This is a genomic window from Aeromonas sp. S18(2024) (genome assembly GCF_041402525.1).
GTDB classification, from domain to species: Bacteria; Pseudomonadota; Gammaproteobacteria; order Enterobacterales; family Aeromonadaceae; genus Aeromonas; species Aeromonas enteropelogenes.
This window is the reverse complement of record NZ_JBGLQV010000013.1, coordinates 1-23,715: the sequence shown is the minus strand read 5'-3', so window position 1 is coordinate 23,715 and position 23,715 is coordinate 1. Positions and strand designations below refer to the sequence as shown.

Sequence of the window (23,715 nt, the reverse complement as noted above, 5' to 3'; positions counted from 1 at the left end):
CGTCCCCGGTATTGGCACTGGCCCGTCAAAGGTCTTGTCAAATCCAGATGGTGATTGGATCACCCTGACCATGGTGAGTTGGCACCAAGTATGTTGATCAGGGTCGCAGGCCGGCGGGATCCGGCGTGCGAGACTACTCCCCCTCGATGGGAGCGGGCATTCTAGGGAAAAAGCCGAAGTGAAGCAAGGTGCGCCGCAGGCGGCTCAGCCCCCCACCAGCTTGACGCTGAAACCGGCCTTCTCCAGCTCGGCCTTGATAAGGTCCCGTTTGTCCCCCTGGATCTCGATCACGCCCTCTTTGATACCCCCGCCCGTGCCACACTTTTTCTTGAGCAGGGTAGCCAGCGCCTTTTGCTGTTCGGCCGGTACGCCGTGGATGGTGATGACCCCGGCGCCCTTGCGCCCCTTGGTCTCGCGGCGAATACGCACTGTGCCATCGGTGGGGAAAGGAGAGGCGGATTGGGGGGCACTCTGCTCTTTGATCATGCCGCCATCCGTGCTGTAAACCAGGCGGCTGTTGTTATCGTGACTCATGGTATTTCTTTATCGATTAGCGAAGCGGAGTTTGATTTTACTCAAATAAAAGTTGAAGACACAGCTTATAATGGCCTGGCTAAAAGAGAATTATTATTGTTTAACTTTCAGGAGTCAGTCATGGTACTCACGCAGTTGTCACCGGGACAGAGTGCTCGCATCAAGAACCTGGACCAGTTGACCCGTCCCCTGCGTCGCAAGCTGATGGTAATGGGATTGTTGCCTCAGACCGAAGTCATCTATCTGCGTTCTGCCCCCCTCGGGGACCCGCTCCAGATCCAGTGCCAGGGGATCTGTCTTTCCATGCAAAAAAGTCTGGCGCAGCAAATCGAGGTCGAACCGGTATGAAACACACCTCACAAAACAATCGTCTTGGTCAAAGCACTATCGAGGGTGAACCGGTATGAATTATTCCCTGGTAACGGTCGGCAATCCCAATAGCGGCAAGACCTCCCTGTTCAATGCCCTGACCGGGGCCCGCCAGCAGGTGGGCAACTGGAGCGGGGTGACCGTCGACAAGAAGATGGGCGAGTTTTCGGTCGATGGACACGATTACAAGCTGATGGACCTGCCCGGCATCTATAGCCTGGCCAATCAGGAGGGGAGCCTGGACGAGCAGATCGCCAGTCGCTTCGTCGAGGATCAGCAGCCTGATCTGCTGCTCAACGTCATCGATGCCGCCAATCTGGAGCGCTCCCTCTATCTGACGCTGCAACTGCGCGAGCTGGGGCTGCCCATGGTGGTGGTGCTCAACAAGATGGATATCCTGCAAAAGCGGCGAGTGACCATAGATGAAACCCTGCTTGCCAAGTCCCTCGGTTGCCCGGTGGTGGCGCTCTCCGCCCACAACGCCAGGCAGGTTGCCGCCTTCAAGGGCCAGATCCAGCAGTTTATCGGCAAGGCGCAACAGGCGCTGATGCTCGACTATGGCACCGAGCTTGAAAAAGATCTGGCGGAGCTTGAAAGCCTGCTTGCCCCCCATCATCTGACGACCCGTGGCCGCGCCCTGCGCCTGCTCGAAGAAGATGCAGTGATGCAGGAGACCTTGCTGCCCGGCCAGCATGAGGCGGCGGCCAACGTGGTGAGCCGTGCCCAGCAGGGGCAGGACATCGATCTGCAGCTGGCGGATATCCGTTATGGCCACATTCATCTGTGGGCCGCCGAGGCGTGCCAGCAGAAGGGCAAGCTCACCGTGGCCCAGAGCGAGAAGCTCGATCGGGTGCTGCTCAACCGCTGGTTCGGCATCCCCTTCTTCCTGCTGGTGATGTACCTGATGTTCATGTTTGCCATCAATGTGGGCAGCGCCTTCATCGACTTCTTCGACATCATGGGCGGTGCCCTGTTCGTCGATGGCGTGCATTACCTGTTGGGGCTGGTCAATGCCCCCGAGTGGCTCGGTGCCATCCTGGCGGACGGTTTTGGTGTGGGTTTGCAGACCGTCGCCACCTTTATCCCGGTGATCGGCTGTCTCTACCTGTTCCTGGCGGTGCTGGAGAGCTCCGGCTATCTGGCGCGGGCCGCCTTCGTAGTAGACGCCCTGATGCGCCGCCTCGGCCTGCCGGGCAAGGCATTTGTCCCTATGTTGATGGGCTTTGGCTGCACCGTGCCCTCGGTGATGGCGACCCGTACTCTCAACTCCGAGCGCGAGCGGCTGATGACCTCGGCCATGGCGCCCTTCATGTCGTGCGGTGCCCGTCTGCCGGTCTACGCCCTGTTTGCGGTGGCCTTCTTCCCGCACTCCGGTCAGAACCTGGTGTTTGGTCTCTATCTCATCGGCATCCTGGTGGCTGTGCTCACCGGCCTGTTGCTACGCAGCACCCTGCTGCCGGGCAAGAGCGACTCCATGTTGATGGAGATGCCGGATTACGAATGGCCGCGTCCGGTCAACGTGGGGATCAAGACCTGGCAGAAGCTTAAATCCTTCGTGTTCGGCGCCGGTAAAACCATCGTGCTGGTGGTCGCCGTGCTGAGCGTGCTCAACTCCCTGGGTACCGATGGCAGTTTCGGCCACCAGGAGCAGGAAGACTCTGTGCTGAGCAAGGTGAGCCAAGCGGTCACTCCGGTGCTGCACCCCATCGGTGTGCGCGATGACAACTGGCAGGCTACAGTCGGTATCGTCACCGGCATCTTCGCCAAGGAAGCGGTGGTCGGTACGCTCAACAGCCTCTACGCCGGCAGCGGGGAAGGGGATGAAGAGGCGGCCGAGTTCTCCCTCGTGGCCAGCTTCAAGGAGGCCATCAGCGCGGTGGCTGACAATCTCTCTTCCATCGACCCGACCGACCCCATGGGGATCTCGGTAGGGGATCTGGCGGATCAGCAAGCCGCAGCAGAAGAGCAGGAGGTCGACATCTCCACCTACGGCAACATGCAGACCCACTTCGACGGGGCGGCCGGTGCCTTTGCCTACCTGTTGTTCGTGCTGCTCTATATGCCCTGCGCCGCGGCCATGGGGGCTCTGGTGCGGGAAACCGGCCGTCAGTGGGCACTCTTTACCGCCGCCTGGTGCAACTACATGGCCTTTATGTGCGCCACCCTCTTCTATCAGGTGGCGACCTTCGCCGACCATCCCGAGCAGAGCCTGTTCTGGATTGCGAGCTACGGTCTCTCCCTGGTGCTGCTCTGGTGGCTGGGGCGCCGTCACGGTGACATCGTCGCCCGCAAGGTGGTGGTCCTGTGATCCTGCGCGAGCTGGGTGACTATCTCGCCGTGCAGCAGAAGGCGAGCCGGCGGGATCTGGCTCGCCACTTCCACACCTCGGAAGATGCGGTGGAGGCCATGCTCGGTGTCTGGATGCGCAAGGGGCGGGTGATCAAGCGGGAGAACCGGCTCTGCGGCGGCAGCTGCTGCGGCAAGAGTGAAGAGGTGATCTTCGAGTGGTGCGCCCCGGGCCAGATTGGGCTCAAGGTGCGCTAGTCGTCTTTTGCCATCGCCTGGAAACGAAAACGGCAGACCCAGTGGTCTGCCGTTTTCTTATGGCGTGATGCAGTGCTTAAGCGGGCTGACGAGTCTCATCTGGCTAGAGCGCATCGGCCAACAGGGCCCGTGCCGGTTGCGCGTTGCCCGGCATCAACCGGTAGGCCTTGTGGTGCTTGACCAGGGAGCCCTTCTTGTTGCCCTGGCTCAGCAAGAGCGCGTGGGTAAAGGCAGCCCGGGCCAGCTGCTGCTCGTCGCCGCGCACATAGAGGGTGAGGGGGCGGGTCAGCTCGCCGTCCTCGATATGCTCGCCATATTCGCTGGCACTGATGATGAGGCTGGGCTGGCCGCCCGACTGCAACTTGAGCTTGGCGTTGATCTCGCTCTCCGTGATGACAAGCCAGCCAGCGGCGGCGAGCTCGGCCAGTAGTGCGTTGAGTCTGGTCCCGAGCTGGGTCGGGGCAGCCATGGCGCGCTCATACTGGCTGACGATGCGCTCGAGCAGCCCCTTGAGATCGGCGCCGGCCCCCAGGGTGCGGCCCAGCTGAACCCACTCTTTGAGATCCTCCATCACCAGCCGGGAGAAGCGCTTCTCCTTGAGAGATTCCGCCATCCAGGTGCACAGAAAATGGCTCTCCTGGGCGGGTGTGCGCTTGCCCGCCTTCTGGGCGGCAGTGCGCGCCAGTTCGGCCAGGCTCTGGCTGGCCATCTCGAGCAGGGCCTGGTTGTAGGTGGGAAGGGTCATCACGGTTCCTCACAAAGGGAGCCGGACTCACGGCCGGCTAATCAACAGCATAAAGGCGCCAGTGGCGCCTTTGGTATATGAGATGTTTGCCCCTCTCCTCTCACTGGGGAGGAAAAGGGTTGGTCCTTACTTCGGCTGACGCGGCTTCTTGGCGGCCGCAAGACGCTTGAGGCGCTGGCCCTGCAGCTTGGCTTCGGCCATGGCCTGGGCGGCGGCGTTGTCTTCGCGCTGCGGGCGCTTGCCGAAACGACGGCGCTCCTGCAGCTGCTTGATCAGCTCGTCGCGGCTGCTTACCTCGTAGCCCGGCACCATGATGCGGCGGATCTTCTGACCGATCACCGCTTCTATCTCCAGCAGGGTGCGCTCTTCTTCGCGGCTGACGAAGGAGATGGCCATGCCGCTCTTGCCGGCGCGGCCGGTGCGGCCGATGCGGTGCACGTAGTCTTCGGCGAGGAACGGCAGATCATAGTTGACCACGTAGGCAAGATCCGGAATATCCAGGCCACGGGCGGCCACTTCGGTGGCCACCAGCACCCGCAGCTTGCCCTCGCTGAATTCGCGCAGGGCGCGGCGACGGCTGCCCTGAGCCTTGTCGCCGTGCACCACGGCGGACTTGATGCCATCGAGGTTCAGCTCTTCCACCAGCTCGTCGCAGCTCTCACGGGTGCTGGCGAACACCAGTACCTGTTGCCAGTTCTGCTTGCCGATGAGCTCGGAGAGCAGCTCGCGCTTGCGCTTCTGCTCCACCGGGTAGACGGTGTGGCTGACGGTGTCGGCAGTGGAGTTCTGCTTGTTGACGCTGACGATCTGCGGCTTGTCCAGCATCAGGTTGGCGAGCTTCTTCACTGCCTCGGAGAAGGTGGCGGAGAACAGCAGGTTCTGGCGGGTCTTGTTGACCGCCTGCAGGATCTTCTGCACATCGGCACTGAAGCCCATGTCGAGGATGCGGTCTGCCTCGTCCAGCACCAGGGTCTCGACCCCGGAGAGGCTCAGGTTGCAGGCGGTGAGGTGTTCGAGCAGACGACCCGGGGTCGCCACGATAATGTGAGCGCCCGCTTTCAACCGCTTGGCCTGCACGTCCTGCTTGCCGCCACCAACGATGGTGAGGGTGGTGATCGCCAGATACTTGGCGAAGTCATTGATGTTGCTCGCCACCTGGGCCGCCAGCTCGCGGGTCGGGGTCAGGATCAGTACCCGGGCGTTGGAGGGCTGCACCGGCGCCGGATTGTCCACCAGACGCTGCAGGATGGGCAGGGCGAAGGCGGCGGTCTTGCCGGTGCCGGTTTGGGCGCTGGCCAGCAGGTCGCGGCCACGGCGCACGGCCGGGATGGCTTGGCTCTGCACAGGGGTCATCTCCTGATAACCGCACTCTGAAATGGCGCGCAAAATCTCGGGGGCAAAATCGAACGATTCAAATCTCATAAGGGGTTCCTGTGTTCCAGCGGGACTATGGCTGGCCTGGTTGGCTCGGTATGAGCGAAAAGTCGGTTATGACCACCGACGGCTGTGTCTGACATCACGTCAGAGAGTGGCCGGAAAATGGCGGGCGCGAAGTGTATCAGATAGATGCTACAAATTCTGCCTCAAATAGTTTCAGTTTTTACGGGAAAGGGGCCAATCAGGAGGGCTCATAAAAAGAGAGCCCCGCATCGGCGGGGCTCTGTATTGGCTGACGCAGGGGCTGCGATGGCGGATCAGACGGCCAGATAGTCCATGATCCCTTCGGCAGCCTTGCGCCCTTCGTAGATGGCGGTCACCACCAGGTCGGAACCGCGCACCGCGTCGCCGCCGGCGAACACCTTGGGGTTGCTGGTCTGGAAGGCATACTCGGCCTGCTCTGGCGCCTTGATGCGATCCCGGCTGTCGAGCTCGATGCCGTATTCCGCCATCCAGGGCTGGGGATTGGGTTGGAAGCCAAAGGCCATCACCACCACATCGGCAGGCAGCACCTGCTCGGACCCTTCGATCACCACCGGATTGCGGCGACCATTGGCATCGGGGGCGCCAAGCTCGGTGCTCACCACCTTGATGCCGACGGTGCGGCCGTTGGCATCCAGTTCGACGCCGATAGGTTGGAGGTTGAACATAAACTCAACCCCTTCCTCGCGGGCATTTTTCACCTCCCGCTTGGAGCCCGGCATGTTCTCCTCGTCCCGGCGATAGGCGCAGATCACCTTGGCTGCCCCCTGGCGGATGGCTGTGCGCACACAGTCCATGGCGGTATCGCCGCCCCCCAGCACCACCACCTGCTTGCCAGCGAAGTCGATGTAGTCGCTCTGCGCCTTCTCGAAGCCCAACAAGCGGTTCGCGTTGGAGATGAGGTAGGGCAGGGCGTCGTAGACACCGGGCGCCTCTTCGTTGGCAAAGCCACCCTTCATGTACTTGTAGGTACCTACCCCGAGGAAGACGGCGTCGAATTCACCCAAAAGGTCTGCAAACGTGACGTCACGGCCCACCTCGGTCTCGAGGCGAAACTCCACCCCCATCCCCTGGAAGATCTCGCGACGGCGTTGCATCACCTCTTTTTCCAGCTTGAAGGAGGGGATGCCGAAGGTGAGCAGGCCGCCTATCTCCGGATACTTGTCAAACACCACAGGGGTGACGCCACCCCGCGCCAGCACATCGGCGCAGGCGAGGCCGGCAGGGCCGGCACCGATGACGGCGACCCGCTTGCCAGTCTTGACCACGTTCGAGAGATCGGGTTTCCAGCCCATCTCGAACGCCTTGTCGGTGATGTATTTTTCGATGTTGCCGATGGTGACGGCACCGAAGCGATCGTTGAGGGTGCAGGCACCCTCGCACAATCTGTCTTGCGGGCAGACCCGGCCGCACACCTCCGGCAGGCTGTTGGTCTGGTGGGAGAGCTCCACCGCCTCCAGGATGCGTCCCTCCTTGGCCAGTTTCAGCCAGTTGGGGATGTAGTTGTGCACCGGGCACTTCCACTCGCAATAGGGGTTGCCGCACTCGAGGCAGCGATCCGCCTGCATCTCGACCTGAGGCTTGTTGAAAGACTCATAGATCTCCACGAACTGGATCTTGCGGATCTTGAGCGGCTTCTTCGGCGGGTCGACCCGCTGGACATCGATAAACTGAAATACGTTCTGGCTCATAGGGTTCCCTCCTTATTGCGCCTGGATTCTGAGTTCTGCACTGGAACGGCTGGTGTGACCCAACAGGGACTTGACGTCGCTGGACTTGGGTTTGATCAGCCTGAACTTGGGCACATAGGAGTCGAAGTTGGCCAGGATCTCCTCGGCACGGTGGCTGCCGGTTTCATTGAGGTGAGCGGTGATGATGCCGCGCAGGTGCTCCTGATGGATGGGCAGATCCGCCACCTCCAGCAGCTCCACCAGCTCGGGGTTGGTGCGCTTGGCAAAGTTGCCGCACTCGTCGAGCACGTAGGCAAAACCGCCCGTCATGCCTGCCGCGAAGTTGACGCCGGTCTGGCCGAGCACGGTGACGATGCCGCCGGTCATATATTCACAACCGTTGTCGCCGATCCCCTCTACTACCGCGAGGGCCCCGGAGTTGCGCACCGCGAAGCGCTCGCCAGCGGTGCCGGCAGCATAGAGTTTGCCGCCGGTGGCGCCGTAGAGGCAGGTGTTGCCGATGATGGCCGCCTCGTGGGACTTGAACGCCACGCCGACGTGAGGCTTGATCACCAGCTTGCCGCCGGTCATCCCCTTGCCCACGTAGTCGTTGGCATCCCCGGTGAGGATCATCTCAAGGCCCCCTGCGTTCCAGACGCCGAAGCTCTGGCCTGCGGTGCCGTTGAAGTGCACCCTGACCGGATCGGCCGCCATCCCCTGATTGCCGTGACGCTTGACGATCTCGCCTGACAGACGCGCACCCACCGAGCGGTCGGTGTTGCGGATGTCGTAGCGGAACTCGCCGCCGGATTTGGTCTCTACCGCACCCAGCAGATCGTCCACCATGTTGAGGTTGAGTGGCCCCTTGTCGAAGGTGGGGTTGTGCTGCTGGCTGAACAGGCTGGAGCCTGCCGGCGCCACCGGACGGGCCAGGATACCGGAGAGATCCAGCTTGGCCTGGCGGGCGGTGAGGCCGGGCAGGGCCTCCAGCAGATCGGTGCGGCCAATCAGATCGGTCAGCTGGGTGACACCCAGCTGGGCCATCAGCTCGCGGGTCTCCTCGGCGATGAACTTGAAGTAGTTCATCACCATCTCCGGCAGGCCGGTGAAGTGCTCGCGGCGCAGCTTCTCATCCTGAGTGGCGACGCCGGTGGCGCAGTTGTTTAGGTGACAGATCCGCAGATATTTGCAGCCGAGTGCCACCATGGGGCCGGTACCGAAGCCAAAGCTCTCGGCGCCGAGGATGGCCGCCTTGATGATGTCGAGGCCCGTCTTGAGACCGCCATCCACCTGGAGGCGCACCTTGTGACGCAATCCGTTGGCCACCAGCGCCTGCTGGGTTTCGGCCAGCCCCAGCTCCCAGGGGGAGCCGGCGTATTTCACCGAGGTGAGCGGGCTTGCGCCTGTGCCGCCGTCATAGCCGGAGACGGTGATGAAGTCCGCATAGGCCTTGGCCACGCCGCAGGCGATGGTGCCGACGCCGGGCTCGGAGACCAGCTTGACCGACACCAGGCAGCTAGGGTTGATCTGCTTGATATCGAAGATGAGCTGGGCCAGATCCTCGATGGAGTAGATGTCGTGGTGTGGCGGCGGCGAGATCAGGGTCACGCCGGGCACGGAATAGCGCAGCTGGGCAATCTGGGCGGTGACCTTGTCACCGGGCAGCTGGCCGCCCTCGCCGGGCTTGGCGCCCTGGGCAACTTTTATCTGCACCACGTCGGCGTTCATCAGGTAGTGGGGGGTCACGCCAAAGCGCCCCGAGGCCACCTGCTTGATGCGCGAGTTCTTCTCGGTGCCAAAGCGCTTAGGGTCTTCGCCACCTTCACCTGAGTTGCTCTGGCCGCCGAGGCGGTTCATGGCGATGGCCAGCGCCTCGTGGGCCTCCGGCCCCAGGGCGCCGATGGACATGGCGGCGGAGTCGAAGCGAGGGAACAGCTTGGCAGCCGGCTCCACCTGCTCCAGCGCCACCGGGTTGTCAACCTTCTTCAAGGTGAGCAGATCACGCAGGGTCGCGACCGGGCGCTCGTTCACCAGACGGGCGTACTCCTTGTAATCGGCGTAGTTGCCGGAGCGCACCGCCGTTTGCAGGGTCTGCACCACGTCCGGGTTGTAGGTGTGGTACTCGCCGCCATGGACGAATTTCAAGAGGCCGCCGTGACCGAGCGGTTTGCGCGCCAGCCAGGCCTGACGGGCCAGCTTGAGCTGATCTTCCTGAATATCGGTAAAGTCGGCCCCCTGGATGCGGCTCGATACGCCACGAAAACACATCTCGACCACGGATTTGGCCAGGCCCACTGCCTCGAACAGCTGGGAGCAGCGGTAGCTCGCCACCGTGCTGATCCCCATCTTGGACATCACCTTGTAGAGGCCCTTGTTGATGCCGTTGCGGTAGTTGAGCATGGCCTGGCGCAGGGGCATGGTGAGCACCCCTTCCTCGACCTGCTTGGCCAGAGTCTCGTAGGCCAGATAGGGGTAGATGGCGGTGGCGCCAAAGCCCAGCAGCACGGCGAAGTGGTGCGGGTCACGCACGCTCGCGGTCTCCACCAGGATGTTGGCGTCACAGCGCAGATTGTTGTCGACCAGGGTGCGCTGTACCGCCCCCACCGCCATGGCGGCCGGGATGGGCAGGGTATCGACGCTGATGGCGCGATCCGAGAGCACCAGCAGCACTGTGCCCGCTTCAGCAGCAACCTTGGCCTCTTCGCAGATGCGCTGGATGGCCGCCTCCAGCCCCTCTTCGGGCTTGAAGTTGAGGCTGATCACCTGATGGCGATAGTACTCCCCTTCCAGGGCCAGCAGCTGGTGGAAGTCGGAGTAGAGCAGGATGGGCGACTGGAACAGCACCCGGTGGGCGTGGCCAAAGGTCTCGTTGAAGACGTTCTGCTCGCGCCCGATACAGGTGGCCAGCGACATGACGTGGTTTTCCCGCAGCGGATCGATGGGCGGGTTGGTCACCTGGGCGAACATCTGGCGGAAGTAGTCGTAGAGAGTGCGCTGGGTGCCGGAGAGCACCGCCATGGGGGTGTCGTCACCCATCGAACCCACCGCTTCCTGGCCGTTTTCGCCGAGCACGCGGATGATCTGGTCGAGCTCCTCGAAGGAATAACCGAACAGCTTTTGATAGGTCTTGAGCTGATCGTCGGAGAATTCGCGGCTGCCGGTCTGGCTGTCATCCATCTGTTCGAACGGCACCAGGCGGCGGCAGTGCTTGTCCATCCACTGCTTGTAGGTGTGGCGGCTCTTGAGATCGTCGTCGATCTCGAAGCTGGTCCACACCTTGCCGTTGCTGGTGTCCACCACGAACAGCTCGCCCGGGCCGACGCGGCCCTTCTCCAGCACCTCGTCCGGGGTGTAGTCCCAAGTGCCGACCTCAGACGCGAGCGTGATGAACTTGTCCTTGGTGATGACGTAGCGGGCCGGGCGCAGGCCGTTGCGATCGAGCGCACAGGTGGCGTAGCGGCCGTCGGTCATGACGATGCCGGCCGGGCCATCCCAGGGCTCCATGTGCATGGAGTTGAAGTCGTAGAAGGCGCGCAGATCGTCATCCATGTTGGGGTGCTTTTGCCACGCAGGCGGGATCAGCAGGCGCATGGCACGGAACAGATCCATGCCGCCGGCGAGGAAGAGATCCAGCATGTTGTCGAGACTGGAGGAATCCGATCCCGTAGTGTTGACGAAGGGGGCGGCCTCCTGCAGATCCGGAATGAGCGGGGTGGCGAACTTGTAGCTACGCGCCTTGGCCCACTGACGGTTGCCGGCGATGGTGTTGATTTCGCCGTTGTGGGCGAGATAACGGAATGGCTGGGCCAGCGGCCAGCGCGGGCTGGTGTTGGTGGAGAAGCGCTGGTGGAAGACGCAGATGGCCGCCTGCATGCGGATGTCGGCGAGATCCAGATAGAAGCGCGGCAGGTCCACCGGCATGCACAGCCCTTTGTAGACGGTGACCAGGTTGGAGAGGCTGACCACGTAGAAGTAGTCGTCGCTGATGCGCTTTTCGATGCGGCGGCGCACGATATAGAGGCGGCGCTCAAGATCCTTGTCGACCCAGCCGGGCGGGGCGTTGACAAAGACCTGTTCAATACTGGGCAGGGAAGCCTTGGCGATGGTGCCGAGCACATTGGTGTCGACGGGCACCTTGCGCCAGCCGACCAGGCTCAGGGTCTCTTTTTCCAGCTCTTCGTCGATGATGTCGCGCGTCTGCTGGGCCAATACGGGGTCCGGGTTGAGAAACAGCATGCCGACCGCATAATTGCGGCCCAGGTGCCATCCCTTCTCTTCGGCGACAGCTCTAAAGAAGCTGTCCGGTTTTTGCAGCAACAGACCGCAGCCATCGCCGGTCTTACCGTCGGCTGATATGCCGCCGCGGTGCTGCATGCGAGCCAATGCTGACATCGCGAGACGGACAAGCTTGTGGCTGGCTTCACCTTCCATGTGGGCCAACAGGCCGAAGCCACAGTTATCCCTCTCCAGCTTTGGATCATATAGTGACATTGCATTTCTCCCTTGCTCGGCCTTGCATCGCACTGTCATAAACAGACTGCATAAATTGCGATTGGCTCTTGTGGTTCCGTCCGCCTGAGGTGGCGAATCTCCAAACTAATGGGATTTTTCGGCAAGGTCAATTGGACAACCGGGCTGTTTGCAACGTTACATACGCATAACAAAATATGGGTTTGCAGAGTGATATCGTGACTTTATGTTGGTTTATTTTGTTATTTTTCGGTTTTGTAGATGGATAGTCCAGATTATCAGGCTTTGATGGTGGACTCCCTCTGTGACGCAAGGTGTAGTAATTTTACCAATCTCGGGCCGGGAGAGGTGCAGACGATCACATTTTGCGCACCTCTCCCTTGCATTTATGAACTATTGCTACTCTTAAAAATTTTTATTGTTCAACAATAGTTTATCGCTGGTTTTGTTGGCCGAATAAAAGTGTCACCGCAGGTCACAGAGGTTTCAAAAGCGTCGGTAAGCGGGTGGTTTCATATATTTATCCGACAAAGAGTGAATATTTATATGTTTTCTTGCTCTTACCTTCCCTTGATCCAGCGCAGCGCCGGTTTTGCGCAAACTCGTACAATGGCGCTCCTTTAGCGGAGGATCCATGCAGTTACACGAACTCGTCAATACATTCGGTCAGGATCTCAAACAGCGCCACGGCCAGAAGATCCACAAGCTCTCCATCCACGGTGCTTTTACCTGTCCCAACCGGGACGGCACTCTGGGGCGTGGCGGTTGCACATTTTGCAATGTCTCCTCGTTTGCCGACGAGTCGGCTCAGCAGCTCTCCGTCGTGCAGCAGCTGCTGGCCCGCCGGGATGAAGTGACCCGCGCCAAGCGCTATCTCGCTTATTTTCAGGCTTATACCAGCACCTATGCGGAGGTGGAGTACCTGCAGCGGATGTATGAAGAGGCCTTGTCGGTCAGCGACATGGTCGGATTGTGCGTTGGTACCCGGCCCGACTGCGTGCCGGATGCAGTGCTGGATCTGCTGGCAGGCTATCAGGCCCGCGGTTACGAAGTCTGGCTGGAGCTGGGACTGCAGAGTGCCAACGACAAGACCTTGCAGCGCATCAATCGGGGGCACGGCTATGCCGCCTATGTCGATGCGGTGACACGGGCCCATCAGCGGGGGATCAAGGTGTGTGCCCACCTTATCGTCGGCTTGCCCGGCGAGGTGCCGATGGACAGCCTGGATACCCTGCATCGCATCGTGGAGACGGGGGTGGAGGGGATCAAGCTGCATCCGCTCCACGTGGTGCAGGGCAGTACCCTTGGCAAGGCCTGGCAGGCCGGAAGGCTGGAGGTGCTGACTCTGGAGCAATATGTGGAGGCGGCGGTCGCCATGATCCAGCACACGCCCCCCGAGGTGGTTTATCACCGCATCTCGGCTTCGGCCCGCCGGCCGACCCTGCTGGCACCGGCCTGGTGCGAGAACCGCTGGACGGCCATGGCGGGCATCGCCAAGGCATTGGAGAAGAGTGGCCCGCAAGGGCAGGCGCTGGGACGTCCCTTTACACTTTGTGTCCCATAATTGAGTTCGAAATTAATATTTCTTAGTAAAACAGACGGTTATATAAAAAAGTTTGTATTTTTTAACTATAGTTTTGTCATCGTCAGGCTATTATAGTGATGCGCCGTGAGAACAAACGCTATCAAACAAGTCCGGTTTCATCCCTCTGATGTGTAGCCAGTCATAGATATCCATCTCCTCTGTCTGCTGTGATGCACCATGAAGGGGGGAGGGCGGAGCCGCACCTTTTGGAGGACGCGGTCATCCGAAGAGGGCCATCGATGTCAGCCTTGGTCTGCTGAGTCGACATCCTGATGGTATCGTGGTGTTCTCTTTGAGTCGCTATGCCGGGGAATACGAACAGATGCGTTTCGTACCGACCTCATTTATGCCGTGACAGGATGCTATGCAAGCAGAAACTAGTCGTATCGATGAACTGTTGGAGTGTCTGGTCTTTCTGACCCGCTTCTATGGTGTGCCCAATAGTCAGGATGCCCTGACGAACGGACTTCCACTGGTATCCGGTCGTCTGACCACCGCCCTGTTTAGCCGTGCGGCCGAACGGGGTGGCCTCTCTGCTCGCGAGGTCATCCAACCCCTCGAAGAGATCCCCCCCCTGCTGTTGCCCTGCGTGTTGCAGATGCAAAATGGCAGTGCCTGTATCTTGCTGGAGTGGAATGACGACAGAAGCCAGGGGCGCGTCATCTTCCCGCAGGCAGGGGATGCGGCACAGTGGGTATCGACGCCCCAGCTGGGGGATGAATATCTTGGCCGCCTTTTCTATGTGAAAAAGCAGTTCAAGTTTGATGACCGCTCCCCCAAGGTGCTGGAAACCCGCAATGGGCACTGGTTCTGGAGTACCTTGTTCGAATCGCGCGGCATCTATCGCGATGTGCTGGTCGCTTCCATCCTTATCAACCTGTTTGCGGTGGCCAGTCCGCTGTTCACCATGAACGTCTATGACAAGATAGTGCCCAACCTGGCGTTTGATTCGCTCTGGGTGCTGGCTGTCGGGGCCATGGTGGTCTTTACCTTTGACTTTGTGATGCGCCAGCTGCGCAGCTACTTCATCGATATTGCGGGCAAAAAATCAGATGTGCTGCTGTCAGCAAAGATTTTCGCCAAGGTGATGGGGATGCGGATGGAATCCCGCCCAGCCTCTACCGGGGCGTTTGCCAAACATCTGCAGGAGTTCGAGTCGGTGCGGGATTTCTTTACCTCCGCCACGGTGTCGACCCTTATCGATCTCCCCTTTGCGATATTCTTCCTCTTCATCATCTGGGTGTTTGCCGGCGTCATGGTGGTGGTCCCCATCGTCGCCATCCTGATCCTGATCGCATACAGCTTCTATATCCAGGGACCTCTCAAGCAATCCATTGAAGAGGGATCGCGCCTCGCTTCCCAGAAAAACGCCAATCTGATCGAGAGCATCTCCGGGCTGGAAACCGTCAAGATCTTCGGCGCCGAGAGCATGTTCCAGCATCGTTGGGAGCAGGCAGTGTCCCACATCTCGACCTGGGGCGTGCAGACCCGGCGCATCACCAACGCCATGTCGTCCCTTGCCAGCTATATCCAGCAGATGGTGACCGTGGGGCTGGTGATCGTTGGCGTATATCAAATTTCCGAGGGGCTGGTCACCATGGGGGGCATGATTGCCGCCGTGATGCTCTCCAGTCGCGCCATCGCCCCCATGGTGCAGCTTTCCGTGCTCTCTACCCGCTATAACCAGGCAAAATCTGCGCTGGAGATACTCGAAAAGATCATGCAAACCCCCGGCGAGCAGGATGAGGGCAAACAGTATATTCACCATCCTGTCATCTCGGGGCGGATCGAGTTTGATAATGTTTCCTTCAAATATCCCGGGATGGAAACCAGCACCCTGCACAATATCAATTTGCGCATTCAGCCTGGTGAGAAGGTCGCCATTATCGGCCGGATCGGGGCAGGCAAGACCACGCTGGAGAAGCTGTTGATGGGGCTCTATCGACCCACTGATGGCTCGGTGCGTCTCGACGGATTCGAGCTGGATCAACTGCCTCCTTCGGTTATTCGCCGCAATATCGGTTGCGTGCCCCAGGACGTGGTTCTCTTTTTTGGCTCGGTACGGGACAACATCATGCTGGGCAACCCGCTGGTGGACGACGTGCGGGTATTGCGAGCCGCCAAGCGGGCAGGGGTGACCAACTTCACCAATCGTGATCCCAACGGGCTGGATCGCCAGATTGGGGAAGGGGGGCGCCAGTTGTCAGGGGGGCAGCGTCAGGCGATCTTGCTGGCTCGTGCGCTGCTCAATGATCCTCCCATTCTGGTGATGGATGAACCTACTTCCAACATGGACAACCAGTCCGAGATGCAGGTCAAACAGGAACTGGCCAGACTGGGGCCGGAAACGACCCTTATCCTGATCACCCACAAGACATCCATGCTGGATGTGGCCAGTCGGGTGATTGTGATCGAACAGGGGCAGATTGTTGCCGATGGTCCCAAGGAGGTCATCTTGCAGCGGCTTAAAGAAGGCAAGGTCCGTGTGCAGGAGGTCTCCCATGGTTAAGGGATTGATGAACAGGGTGAAAGGCACCAGAAAATCCCCTTCTGGCGAGGTGTTGCCATCCCCCGAACACCTGGAGTTTGTTGACGACGGCGCTGCGGCGGTACTGCTTACAACCCCCACCCGGGCGAGGATCTTGCTGTGGTGTTGTTTCCTGTTCTTCATGAGCGCTATCGTCTGGGCGTCGTGGGCCGAACTGGATGAAGTGACGGTAGGGCAGGGCAAGGTCATCCCTTCCCGTCAATTGCAGGTGATCCAGAACCTGGAAGGGGGGATCGTCAAGGAGATCTTCGTCAAGGAAGGGGACATCGTTGAGAAGGGGCAGCCTCTGCTGCGTATCGACGACACCCGTTTTCGTTCCGATTTTCGGGAGCGGGAAAAAGAGCTGGTGACCCTGAAAGGGGATGTGGCGAGACTGCGTGCCGAGATGGCCAGCGTCGAGGTGAAAAACGATCCCGCACTGGGGTGGCGTGATCAGGTGACGGTGACAGAGGTGCCGATCCAGTTTCCCGAGGGTTATGAGAAGGTCTTCGTCGAATATGCGAACCGAGAGCGATCCGTGCAAAAGGCGCGTCTCAACAACCTGAAAAATCAGCTCTACATTCTTGGTCAGCAAATCGAGCAGAAAGAGCAGGAGCTGATCGAGCTCAATGCCAAGATCCGCACCGTGAACCGTAGTGTGGATCTGGCCAGGCAAGAGCTGAACATCAGTCGCCCTCTGGCAAAAGAGGGGATAGTGCCGCAGGTGGAGCTCATCAAATTGGAGCGGCAAGTGAATGATATGCAAGGGGAGCTGGAGAGCAACCGACTACTGATCCCCAAGCTTAATTCGGTGCTGCGTGAGACCATTTTCAAACGCAATGATATCGCGCTCAAATTCAGGGCCGACTCGCAAACCGAGCTTAACGAGAAACAGGGCCAGTTGGGTCAGTTGTCAGAGGGGCAGGTCGGCCTGCGCGACAGGGTGGACAGAACCAGCGTGATTGCCCCTCTTAAAGGCACTATTAAAAAGCTCAAGATCAATACACTGGGTGGTGTGGTCCAGCCAGGGATGGATCTGATGGAAATCGTCCCCTTGGAAGATACCCTGCTGGTCGAGGCCAAGATTTCCCCGAAAGACATTGCATTTCTACGTCCGGGGCTGGATGCCGTGGTCAAGATCACCGCGTATGATTTCACCATCTACGGGGGATTGCATGGTAAGGTTGAACAAATAAGTGCGGACTCAATCCAGGATGAGGAGGGGAATTCCTTCTACCTGGTTCGCGTGCGAACTGAAAAAAGTTACTTGGGCGATGAGCTAAACGCACTTCCCATCATCCCCGGTATGTTAGCCAGTGCGGATATCATTACTGGCAAGAAAAGTGTTCTAGACTATCTACTTAAGCCTATATTGCGGGCCAAACAGTCTGCACTTCGAGAACGATAAGCCAACAATCAGAAAACAAAACATGACTGGAGATAACATGAAAAAAACGATTGTTGCCATGCTGGTTAGTGGCGCCACTCTGCTGCCTGCGTTGGGACAAGCCCAAACGCTGGAGGAGTCGGTTGGACTGGCACTTTCCACTCACCCCAAGATTAAAGAAGCGTTTGATCTTTATCAGGCGCGTCTCTATCAACACGATGGTGCCAAGGGAGGCTATTATCCGACAATCGATTTGCGTGGTGGCGTAGGCTATGAAAAAACGGATAGCCCCTCGACCAGGCTCAATCCGAATAGCGATGACTCCATGACGCGTAAAGAAGCAGGGATCAGCTTGCGTCAGATGCTGTTTGACGGGTTCGATGTCAGCAACAACGTCTCCAGAACCGAGGCAGAAGCCAATGCCCAACGTCTGGCAATGATCTCCGAAGCCGAGAATACCGCCCTGCGGGTAGCCGAGGTATACCTCAACATGCTGCGCCAGCAGGAGATCCTGGAGCTCTCCAGACAAAACCTCGAGACTCATGAACAGATCCGCAGCGATATCCAGAAACGGACGGACTCGGGCTTGGGCTCAACCGCTGACCAGACCCAGATCGATGGCCGTGTTGCTCGTGCATACGCCAACCAGGCTGCTGCCGAGAACAACTACCGTGATGCGGAAAGTGAATTTATCCGCGTCGTCAACGAGGTACCAAAAGATTTGGTGCAGCCAGTGCCCAATGCCGAATTGCTGCCAGCCAGTCTGGACAATGCCCTCAAGGTAGCGACCGAAGTGCATCCAACCCTGCTCTCTTCCCTGCAGGATATCGAGGCGGCCAAATACCAGCATGAAGGTGCCAAATCCGGCTTCTATCCCAATGTTACCTTTGAGGTTGATCAAAACTGGAACGAAGACATCGATGGGGTGAAAGGTCGCAACGATGATCTTACTGCCATGGTTCGAATGCGTTACAACCTGTTCCGTGGCGGCTCTGATGTCGCTGAAAGCAATGCGACCTCGGCACTCTATTCCCAGGCGAAAGACATTCACCTGAATGCTTTTCGCCAGGTAGAAGAGGGCACCCGTTTGGCATGGAACGCCAAGGATTCATTGACCAAGCAGAAGACCTTTTTGAAAGAGCATGTGGACGCGAGCTACGACACTGTTCAGGCATACAAAAAGCAATTTGGTCTGGGTCAACGTACCTTGCTGGATGTGCTGAACACCGAGAACGAACTGTTTGAAGCTCGCCGTAGCTATATCACGGCAGAATATGATGCATTGCTGGCAGATTATCGCATCCTGAATGCGACTGGCAGCCTGCTTAATGCATTCAATTTCAAACAGCCGACTGAATGGCAAGCCAAGCAACAATAAGCTAGCGCTCTTTTCTCACCACAGAAAAATAGCGTCGGCGGGGTAGTTGTATTTATGCAGCTACCCTGCCCAAACCAAAACTGGCCGTGTTGTTCAGGAGTTTTCCACCCACGATGCAGCAGATGAACGATGAGACCTTCAGGTGTCTATCTGGCGATCAGTCTGGAGCCCTGCCCCTTGTCAGCCGATATGTGAGTCGTGCTCTGCGCTATGTCTTGTGGCTATGGCTTCTTCCCATCTCCCTTCTGTTATCTGCCAGCCAACCGTTGAGCCAGGAAGACATCCAACTGGTCAAACGTGCTGAGCAAACCTATGGAGGACGGGCCGGGAAAAGGGTGACGACCTGGCGTACTCTGGTCGAGCAGAACCGCACTGCCGGCTTATCCGAGCGGCAGAAGCTGGAAAAGGTGAATCAGTTTTTTAACCAGATGCGTTTTATCGACGATAGCAAGTTGTGGCGCAAAAAGGATTACTGGGCAACACCACTGGAGTTTCTGGGGGCATCCGGAGGCGACTGCGAAGATTTCAGCATTGCAAAATATTCGACCTTGCTTGAATTGGGTATTCCAGATGAGAAAATGCGGATGGTGTATGTCAAGGCACTCGATTATAACCAGTTCCATATGGTCGTTGCGTATTATGAAACCCCTGCATCAGTACCGGTCATATTGGACAACCTGATTGGCTCCATTCGTCCGGCAACGCAACGACGGGATCTGGTCCCTATTTACAGTTTTAACGGTAGTCACTTGTGGTTGATGAAAGCGCGTGGTCAGGGTGAACTGGCCGGGCAATCATCTCGCTTGGGATTATGGAATGATCTACGCAATCGCATGACATCGGGGCGATTGGCTCGGCCTGTGATGAATTTGGATGACTAACCTATGACGCTCTATCGACAGTTATTGGCAACCATGCTGCTGCTGTTTGGATTGCTATTCGCGGCTACCTACTGGGTACAGTTCAATTCAACGCGTTCATATCTTGCACAGCAGCAGGAAACTACGGTGATCAACACCGCGACTTCATTGGGACTGGCATTGACACCTTATCTGGAAAACGGGGACAAGGTGGGGGCTGAGTCAGTGATCCGGGCCATTTTTGATGGTGGTTATTATCGCCAGGTTCGCCTGGATTTGCTTGCGTCCAAAGATGTGATTGAAGAGGAGAACACCAGCCGGATCCAGGGGGTTCCTGACTGGTTTATCGAATTGGGGCTGTTTCCGGAAGTATCCAATGAGTCAATTTTGACGTCTGGCTGGCTGCAACTGGGCAAACTCAAGGTGGTTGGCCATCCAGGACAGGCTTATCACGAGCTTTGGGTCGGGATGAGCGAGCTGGCGACCTGGTTTGTGGTTGGCTTCTTGATTACGACCATCCTGCTGATGCGAGCCCTCAATTTCCTGCTGAAGCCGCTTAAGCAGATTTGTGAACAGGCAGTTGAAATTGAGCTGCACCATTTTGGTCATGCCATCCCCGAGCCAAAAACCTATGAATTGAAACAGGTGGTGCAAGCGATCAATATTTTGTCCGGCAAACTGGCTGTGCAATTTAAAGAGCAAGCCGATGAAGCTGAGAAATTGCGTGAGCGTGTTTATGTCGATGCCGTTTCGGGTCTGGGTAATCGGGCCTATTTTGTCGGGCAGGTAAATGCCTGGATTGCCGAAGCGGGGCAGGGTGGTGTGATGCTGGTTGCCGTCGACATTCTTGAAGATATTTATCGGGAAGAGGGTTTTGCCGCTCGAGACAATATGGTCAAGTCGATTGCCCAAGTGCTGCAGGAGCAACTGCAAGGGTGGAGTGGGGCTGCAGTGGCCCGCATTTCTGCGACAGAATACGCCTTGCTTTGTCCAACCAACGATCTTGCTCAACTTAAAGAGCTGGCCCAGCTGATTAATACCCGTATTGCGGATCTGGTCGTCAATCCCATGGATGAAGGCAAGCCTCTTTCTGTGATTGGTATTGCTGGCCGGGATGGTAATGATGATCTCTCCGCCTTGCTGACCAAAGCTGACAATGCTTTGGGCAAGGCACGCAATGAGCGGCGCGGAGCAGTCGTGATGGAAGGAGGAAACAGTCAGGGCATGATGGGACGCTTGGCATGGCGCGATCTGGTGCAAGATGCCATTGCCAATCACCTTTGGCGTTTCAAGGCACAACCCGCTTGTCGTTTTGATGATGGTGCTCGTTTGCATGCCGAGTTGTTTGCTTCCATTTCCCGCGATGGCAATGACTATTTCGCCGGACAGTTCATGCCGGCCATTGAACAGTTTCAGATGGGAAGTGAGTTTGACAAGGCCATTCTTGATGCCAGCACGGCATTGTTGCAGCGTGAACCCGAGCTGACGTTGGCCATCAATATCACCGCAGGCGCTCTGTGTTCAGAGGTATTTTTAGGGTGGTTGCCTACCTTCCTGGCCAGCCATGATGATTTTCAGGAGCGTCTGCTATTTGAAATTCCGGAAGCGGCGATCGTGAAACATAAAGAACAAGTCACCGCTTTTGTGAATGTCTTGCGTGAACATGGCTTCGGGTGGGGGGTGGATCACTATGGTCGCCACTTCCAGTCTCTGGGCTATCTTGAAGAGCTGGCACCAGCTTATGTCAAGGTGGATCACGGTTATACCAGTCAAGTGATGGAGCCCGGGGCGGATACATCCTTCCTGGCGGCTGTATGCCGTGCCGCTCATAACGCCGGGGTGCTCACCATCGCGACCCGGGTAGAAGATCAGGAGCAGGTTGAGGTGTTGTCCCAATTGCATATCGATGGATATCAGGGATTCGTCCACCCAGCCTTTCCCTTGTCCTGAAAAATGACAAATGAGTCAATTGAAGGGCCCCATTGGGGCCTTTTTTATTGAAATGGATGAAGGAACAAGCCTGTTTATAGCTGCATTCGGAAGTGGGTGTCTCGTATGGGTATTGATCAACCATTTGAAATATATAGAAAAAAACAATCCGTTCGATTTAATGCAATCGCCTTCAGTTTGACATGCTGTCCATATAAATTTTTGCAACGGTAAGGGTCACAGATAGCTTCTATGTTGTATGCATCAGGATCTGTCACCTTGGAGCAATGGATATGCGTACCCAAATCATCGACAAGACCGTTGTGGTCTCTGCCATTGAAGGCAAAGTGGAAATTGTATTGGCGGATGGCAGTAGTCGGCCGCTACAAAAAGGTGAAATTCTGCAACCTGGGGCCAAGCTTAACATTGCTGACGACGCCAAATTGGTTTTGATGCCCTACGATGACACCCCCTCTCCAGCATCGCCCGATGCAACAGCTCCCGATGTTCCAGCATCAGGGCCGCAACAAACAGCCGCAGCTGGCACGGGATTACCTTCAGATATCGCGGCTTTGCAACAATCAATCTTGCAAGGGGTAGACCCGACGCAAAACTTTGAGGCGTCAGCTGCCGGTGGAGCACCTGCTGCGGGTGGTGGCGGGATCGGTGGTGTTGCGGGAACCAGTGGTAATGGTGGTTTTGTCACTATCGATCGGATTGGAGATGCCACGATTGCTGCAGCCGGCTTTGACACAACCTATCAGGCTGAACCCGTTGTCGACACCCAACAATTCGTAGAGCCATTGCTGGTTAATGAACTGGCTGACGAGGGTGAGCAACTGGTTGTGCCCGAAGATGGTGTATTGAATGGAAATTTACTGACCAATACTACAAATCCAGATGGTCCGAATGCAGCAACAGTGGTCAGCTTCAGCTGGGGGGACAATCTCAGTGTCACGGTAGGCACCAGCATCACGATTGATGGTATCGGCACCCTGGTGGTCAATGCGGACGGTAGTTTTACCTTCACCCCCGCGCCCAATTATGACGGTGCGGTTCCTCCAGTGATTTACAGCGTGACTGATGGTACAGATACGGTTCAGTCAACCCTCGTCATTTCAATTACACCTGTTGATGAACCCGTTGAACTGGGTGGTTTGGCGCTGGCAGGAGGAGAACTCACCCTTAATGAGGCAGCGTTGGCTGGCGGGAGTGCGCCTAATCCCTCAGTGCTGACACAAAGTAATGTCTTTACCTTCAATGCCCCAGACGGGGTGCAAAGCTTGACATTGGGTGGTGTCGCGCTGATTGCAAATGGACTGCCGGCCACAACCTTCCCTCTGACGATTGTTAGTCCGCTAGGCAATCAACTGGTCGTGACGGGAATTAATTTCAACTCGGTCACTGGGGCTGGTAGCGTGAGCTACAGCTACACCCTGCTCGACAATGAAAATCATGCCCAACCCACCAATGACGCTTCACTTGCAGAGAGCTTTAATGTCGTACTGATTGATACCGATGGTGATACCACCAATGGCTCCCTTGATGTCACGATCTTGGATGATGTTCCGAGTGCAGCAGTTGTTTCTGATTCTGATGGGTTAGGCGCTGTTTCAGTAGATGAAAGTCTGCCCGGCCTGGGTGGCGCCGGTAATGACGGGGTAGCCAGTGCCAGCTTGAGCGCGGCCGACGTGCAGGCCCAGTTCAACCCGGCCTTTGGTGCCGACGGGGCGGGCAGCATCGGCTACAGCCTGGCGCTGAGCGGCAGCAACGTGGCAAGCGGCCTCTATGCGGTAGATCCGCTGGCCGTCAACGGCCAGGGGGCGGCGATCCTGCTCAATCAGGTGGGCAACGTCATCACCGGCAGCGCCGGCGGGGTGGATTACTTCACCCTGACCATCAACCCGACCACCGGAGAAGTGACCCTGGCCCTGCTGGACAACGTCTGGCATGGCGACACCAGCAATGCAGATGACAGCGTGGCGCTGACCCTGAGTCAGGGCGTGCTGACGTTGGTGCAGACCGTGACCGACGCCGATGGCGACAGCGATAGAGCTGCGATTGACCTGGGGGCGGCCGGGGTGTTCCGTTTCGAGGACGACGGTCCGAGTGCGTCGGCCAAGGCGGAGGCGAGTACCGGGGTCACGCTGGATGAGACCGGCGGCTTTGACACGGCGGAAATCAGCGCCGTGACCCTGGGCACCCTGTTCAATGCCCCGGTCTACGGGGCAGACGGTGCCGGCAGCGTGCAGTACAGCCTGAGTGCGACGGCCGGCGCCCAGACCGGGTTGTGGCTGA

15 protein-coding genes are annotated in these 23,715 nt (G+C 58.1%); 10 read left to right on the top strand and 5 right to left on the bottom strand.

The window, feature by feature from the left end:
• Positions 1-204: 204 nt before the first annotated feature.
• Positions 205-534: a translation initiation factor gene (locus tag ACB034_RS18060; RefSeq protein WP_201977212.1), complete on the bottom strand. Its 330-nt coding sequence runs from the start codon at positions 532-534 to the stop codon at positions 205-207.
• A gap of 120 nt (positions 535-654) precedes the next feature.
• On the opposite strand from ACB034_RS18060, the gene ACB034_RS18055 reads away from it, so the two are divergent.
• Genes ACB034_RS18055 through ACB034_RS18045 form a run of 3 tightly spaced genes read left to right on the top strand, consistent with a single transcriptional unit; the run spans position 655 to position 3,447 of the window.
• The gene (locus tag ACB034_RS18055; RefSeq protein WP_026458432.1) at positions 655-882 is read left to right on the top strand and encodes a FeoA family protein; all 228 of its coding nucleotides are present in this window, start codon (positions 655-657) and stop codon (positions 880-882) included.
• 55 nt (positions 883-937) lie between these two features.
• On the top strand, positions 938-3,211 hold the full coding sequence (feoB, locus tag ACB034_RS18050; protein WP_042028799.1) for a Fe(2+) transporter permease subunit FeoB: 2,274 nt from the start codon (positions 938-940) through the stop codon (positions 3,209-3,211).
• The gene (locus ACB034_RS18045) at positions 3,208-3,447 is read left to right on the top strand and encodes a FeoC-like transcriptional regulator (RefSeq protein WP_371173399.1); all 240 of its coding nucleotides are present in this window, start codon (positions 3,208-3,210) and stop codon (positions 3,445-3,447) included. The genes feoB and ACB034_RS18045 overlap by 4 nt, the downstream gene beginning before the upstream one ends.
• A 103-nt stretch (positions 3,448-3,550) precedes the next feature.
• On the opposite strand, the gene ACB034_RS18040 is transcribed toward ACB034_RS18045, so the two are convergent.
• The 4 genes from ACB034_RS18040 to gltB all read right to left on the bottom strand — a co-directional run bounded on the left by ACB034_RS18040 (position 3,551) and on the right by gltB (position 11,772).
• Entirely contained in the window at positions 3,551-4,192 is a 642-nt protein-coding gene (locus ACB034_RS18040; RefSeq protein ID WP_371173398.1) for a DUF2913 family protein, read from the bottom strand.
• Positions 4,193-4,318: 126 nt separating this feature from the next.
• Positions 4,319-5,614 (bottom strand): DEAD/DEAH box helicase, encoded by a 1,296-nt coding sequence (locus tag ACB034_RS18035; RefSeq protein ID WP_268854744.1) that lies wholly within the window; start codon positions 5,612-5,614, stop codon positions 4,319-4,321.
• 272 nt (positions 5,615-5,886) lie between these two features.
• On the bottom strand, positions 5,887-7,302 hold the full coding sequence (locus ACB034_RS18030; RefSeq protein ID WP_371173397.1) for an FAD-dependent oxidoreductase: 1,416 nt from the start codon (positions 7,300-7,302) through the stop codon (positions 5,887-5,889).
• A 12-nt stretch (positions 7,303-7,314) separates the two neighbouring features.
• Entirely contained in the window at positions 7,315-11,772 is a 4,458-nt protein-coding gene (gene gltB, locus ACB034_RS18025) for a glutamate synthase large subunit (RefSeq protein ID WP_371173396.1), read from the bottom strand.
• Between the two features lie 613 nt (positions 11,773-12,385).
• Between gltB and ACB034_RS18020 the strand changes: the two genes are divergently transcribed.
• The 7 genes from ACB034_RS18020 to ACB034_RS17990 all read left to right on the top strand — a co-directional run.
• Complete coding sequence (locus ACB034_RS18020; protein ID WP_371173395.1) at positions 12,386-13,315, top strand: TIGR01212 family radical SAM protein; 930 nt, start codon at positions 12,386-12,388, stop codon at positions 13,313-13,315.
• 385 nt (positions 13,316-13,700) lie between these two features.
• Positions 13,701-15,845, top strand: a complete 2,145-nt coding sequence (locus ACB034_RS18015; protein ID WP_216992104.1) for a type I secretion system permease/ATPase — start codon at positions 13,701-13,703, stop codon at positions 15,843-15,845.
• Entirely contained in the window at positions 15,838-17,271 is a 1,434-nt protein-coding gene (locus tag ACB034_RS18010) for an HlyD family type I secretion periplasmic adaptor subunit (RefSeq protein ID WP_224211539.1), read from the top strand. The genes ACB034_RS18015 and ACB034_RS18010 overlap by 8 nt, the downstream gene beginning before the upstream one ends.
• A gap of 37 nt (positions 17,272-17,308) precedes the next feature.
• Positions 17,309-18,628, top strand: coding sequence for a TolC family outer membrane protein (locus ACB034_RS18005; protein ID WP_042071778.1), 1,320 nt, complete (start codon positions 17,309-17,311; stop codon positions 18,626-18,628).
• 113 nt (positions 18,629-18,741) lie between these two features.
• Complete coding sequence (locus ACB034_RS18000; protein WP_371173394.1) at positions 18,742-19,509, top strand: transglutaminase-like cysteine peptidase; 768 nt, start codon at positions 18,742-18,744, stop codon at positions 19,507-19,509.
• A 3-nt stretch (positions 19,510-19,512) separates the two neighbouring features.
• Complete coding sequence (locus ACB034_RS17995; RefSeq protein WP_201940011.1) at positions 19,513-21,438, top strand: EAL domain-containing protein; 1,926 nt, start codon at positions 19,513-19,515, stop codon at positions 21,436-21,438.
• 272 nt (positions 21,439-21,710) lie between these two features.
• Positions 21,711-23,715 (top strand): retention module-containing protein (locus ACB034_RS17990; protein WP_371173393.1); only part of this gene is annotated, 2,005 nt, incomplete at its 3' end.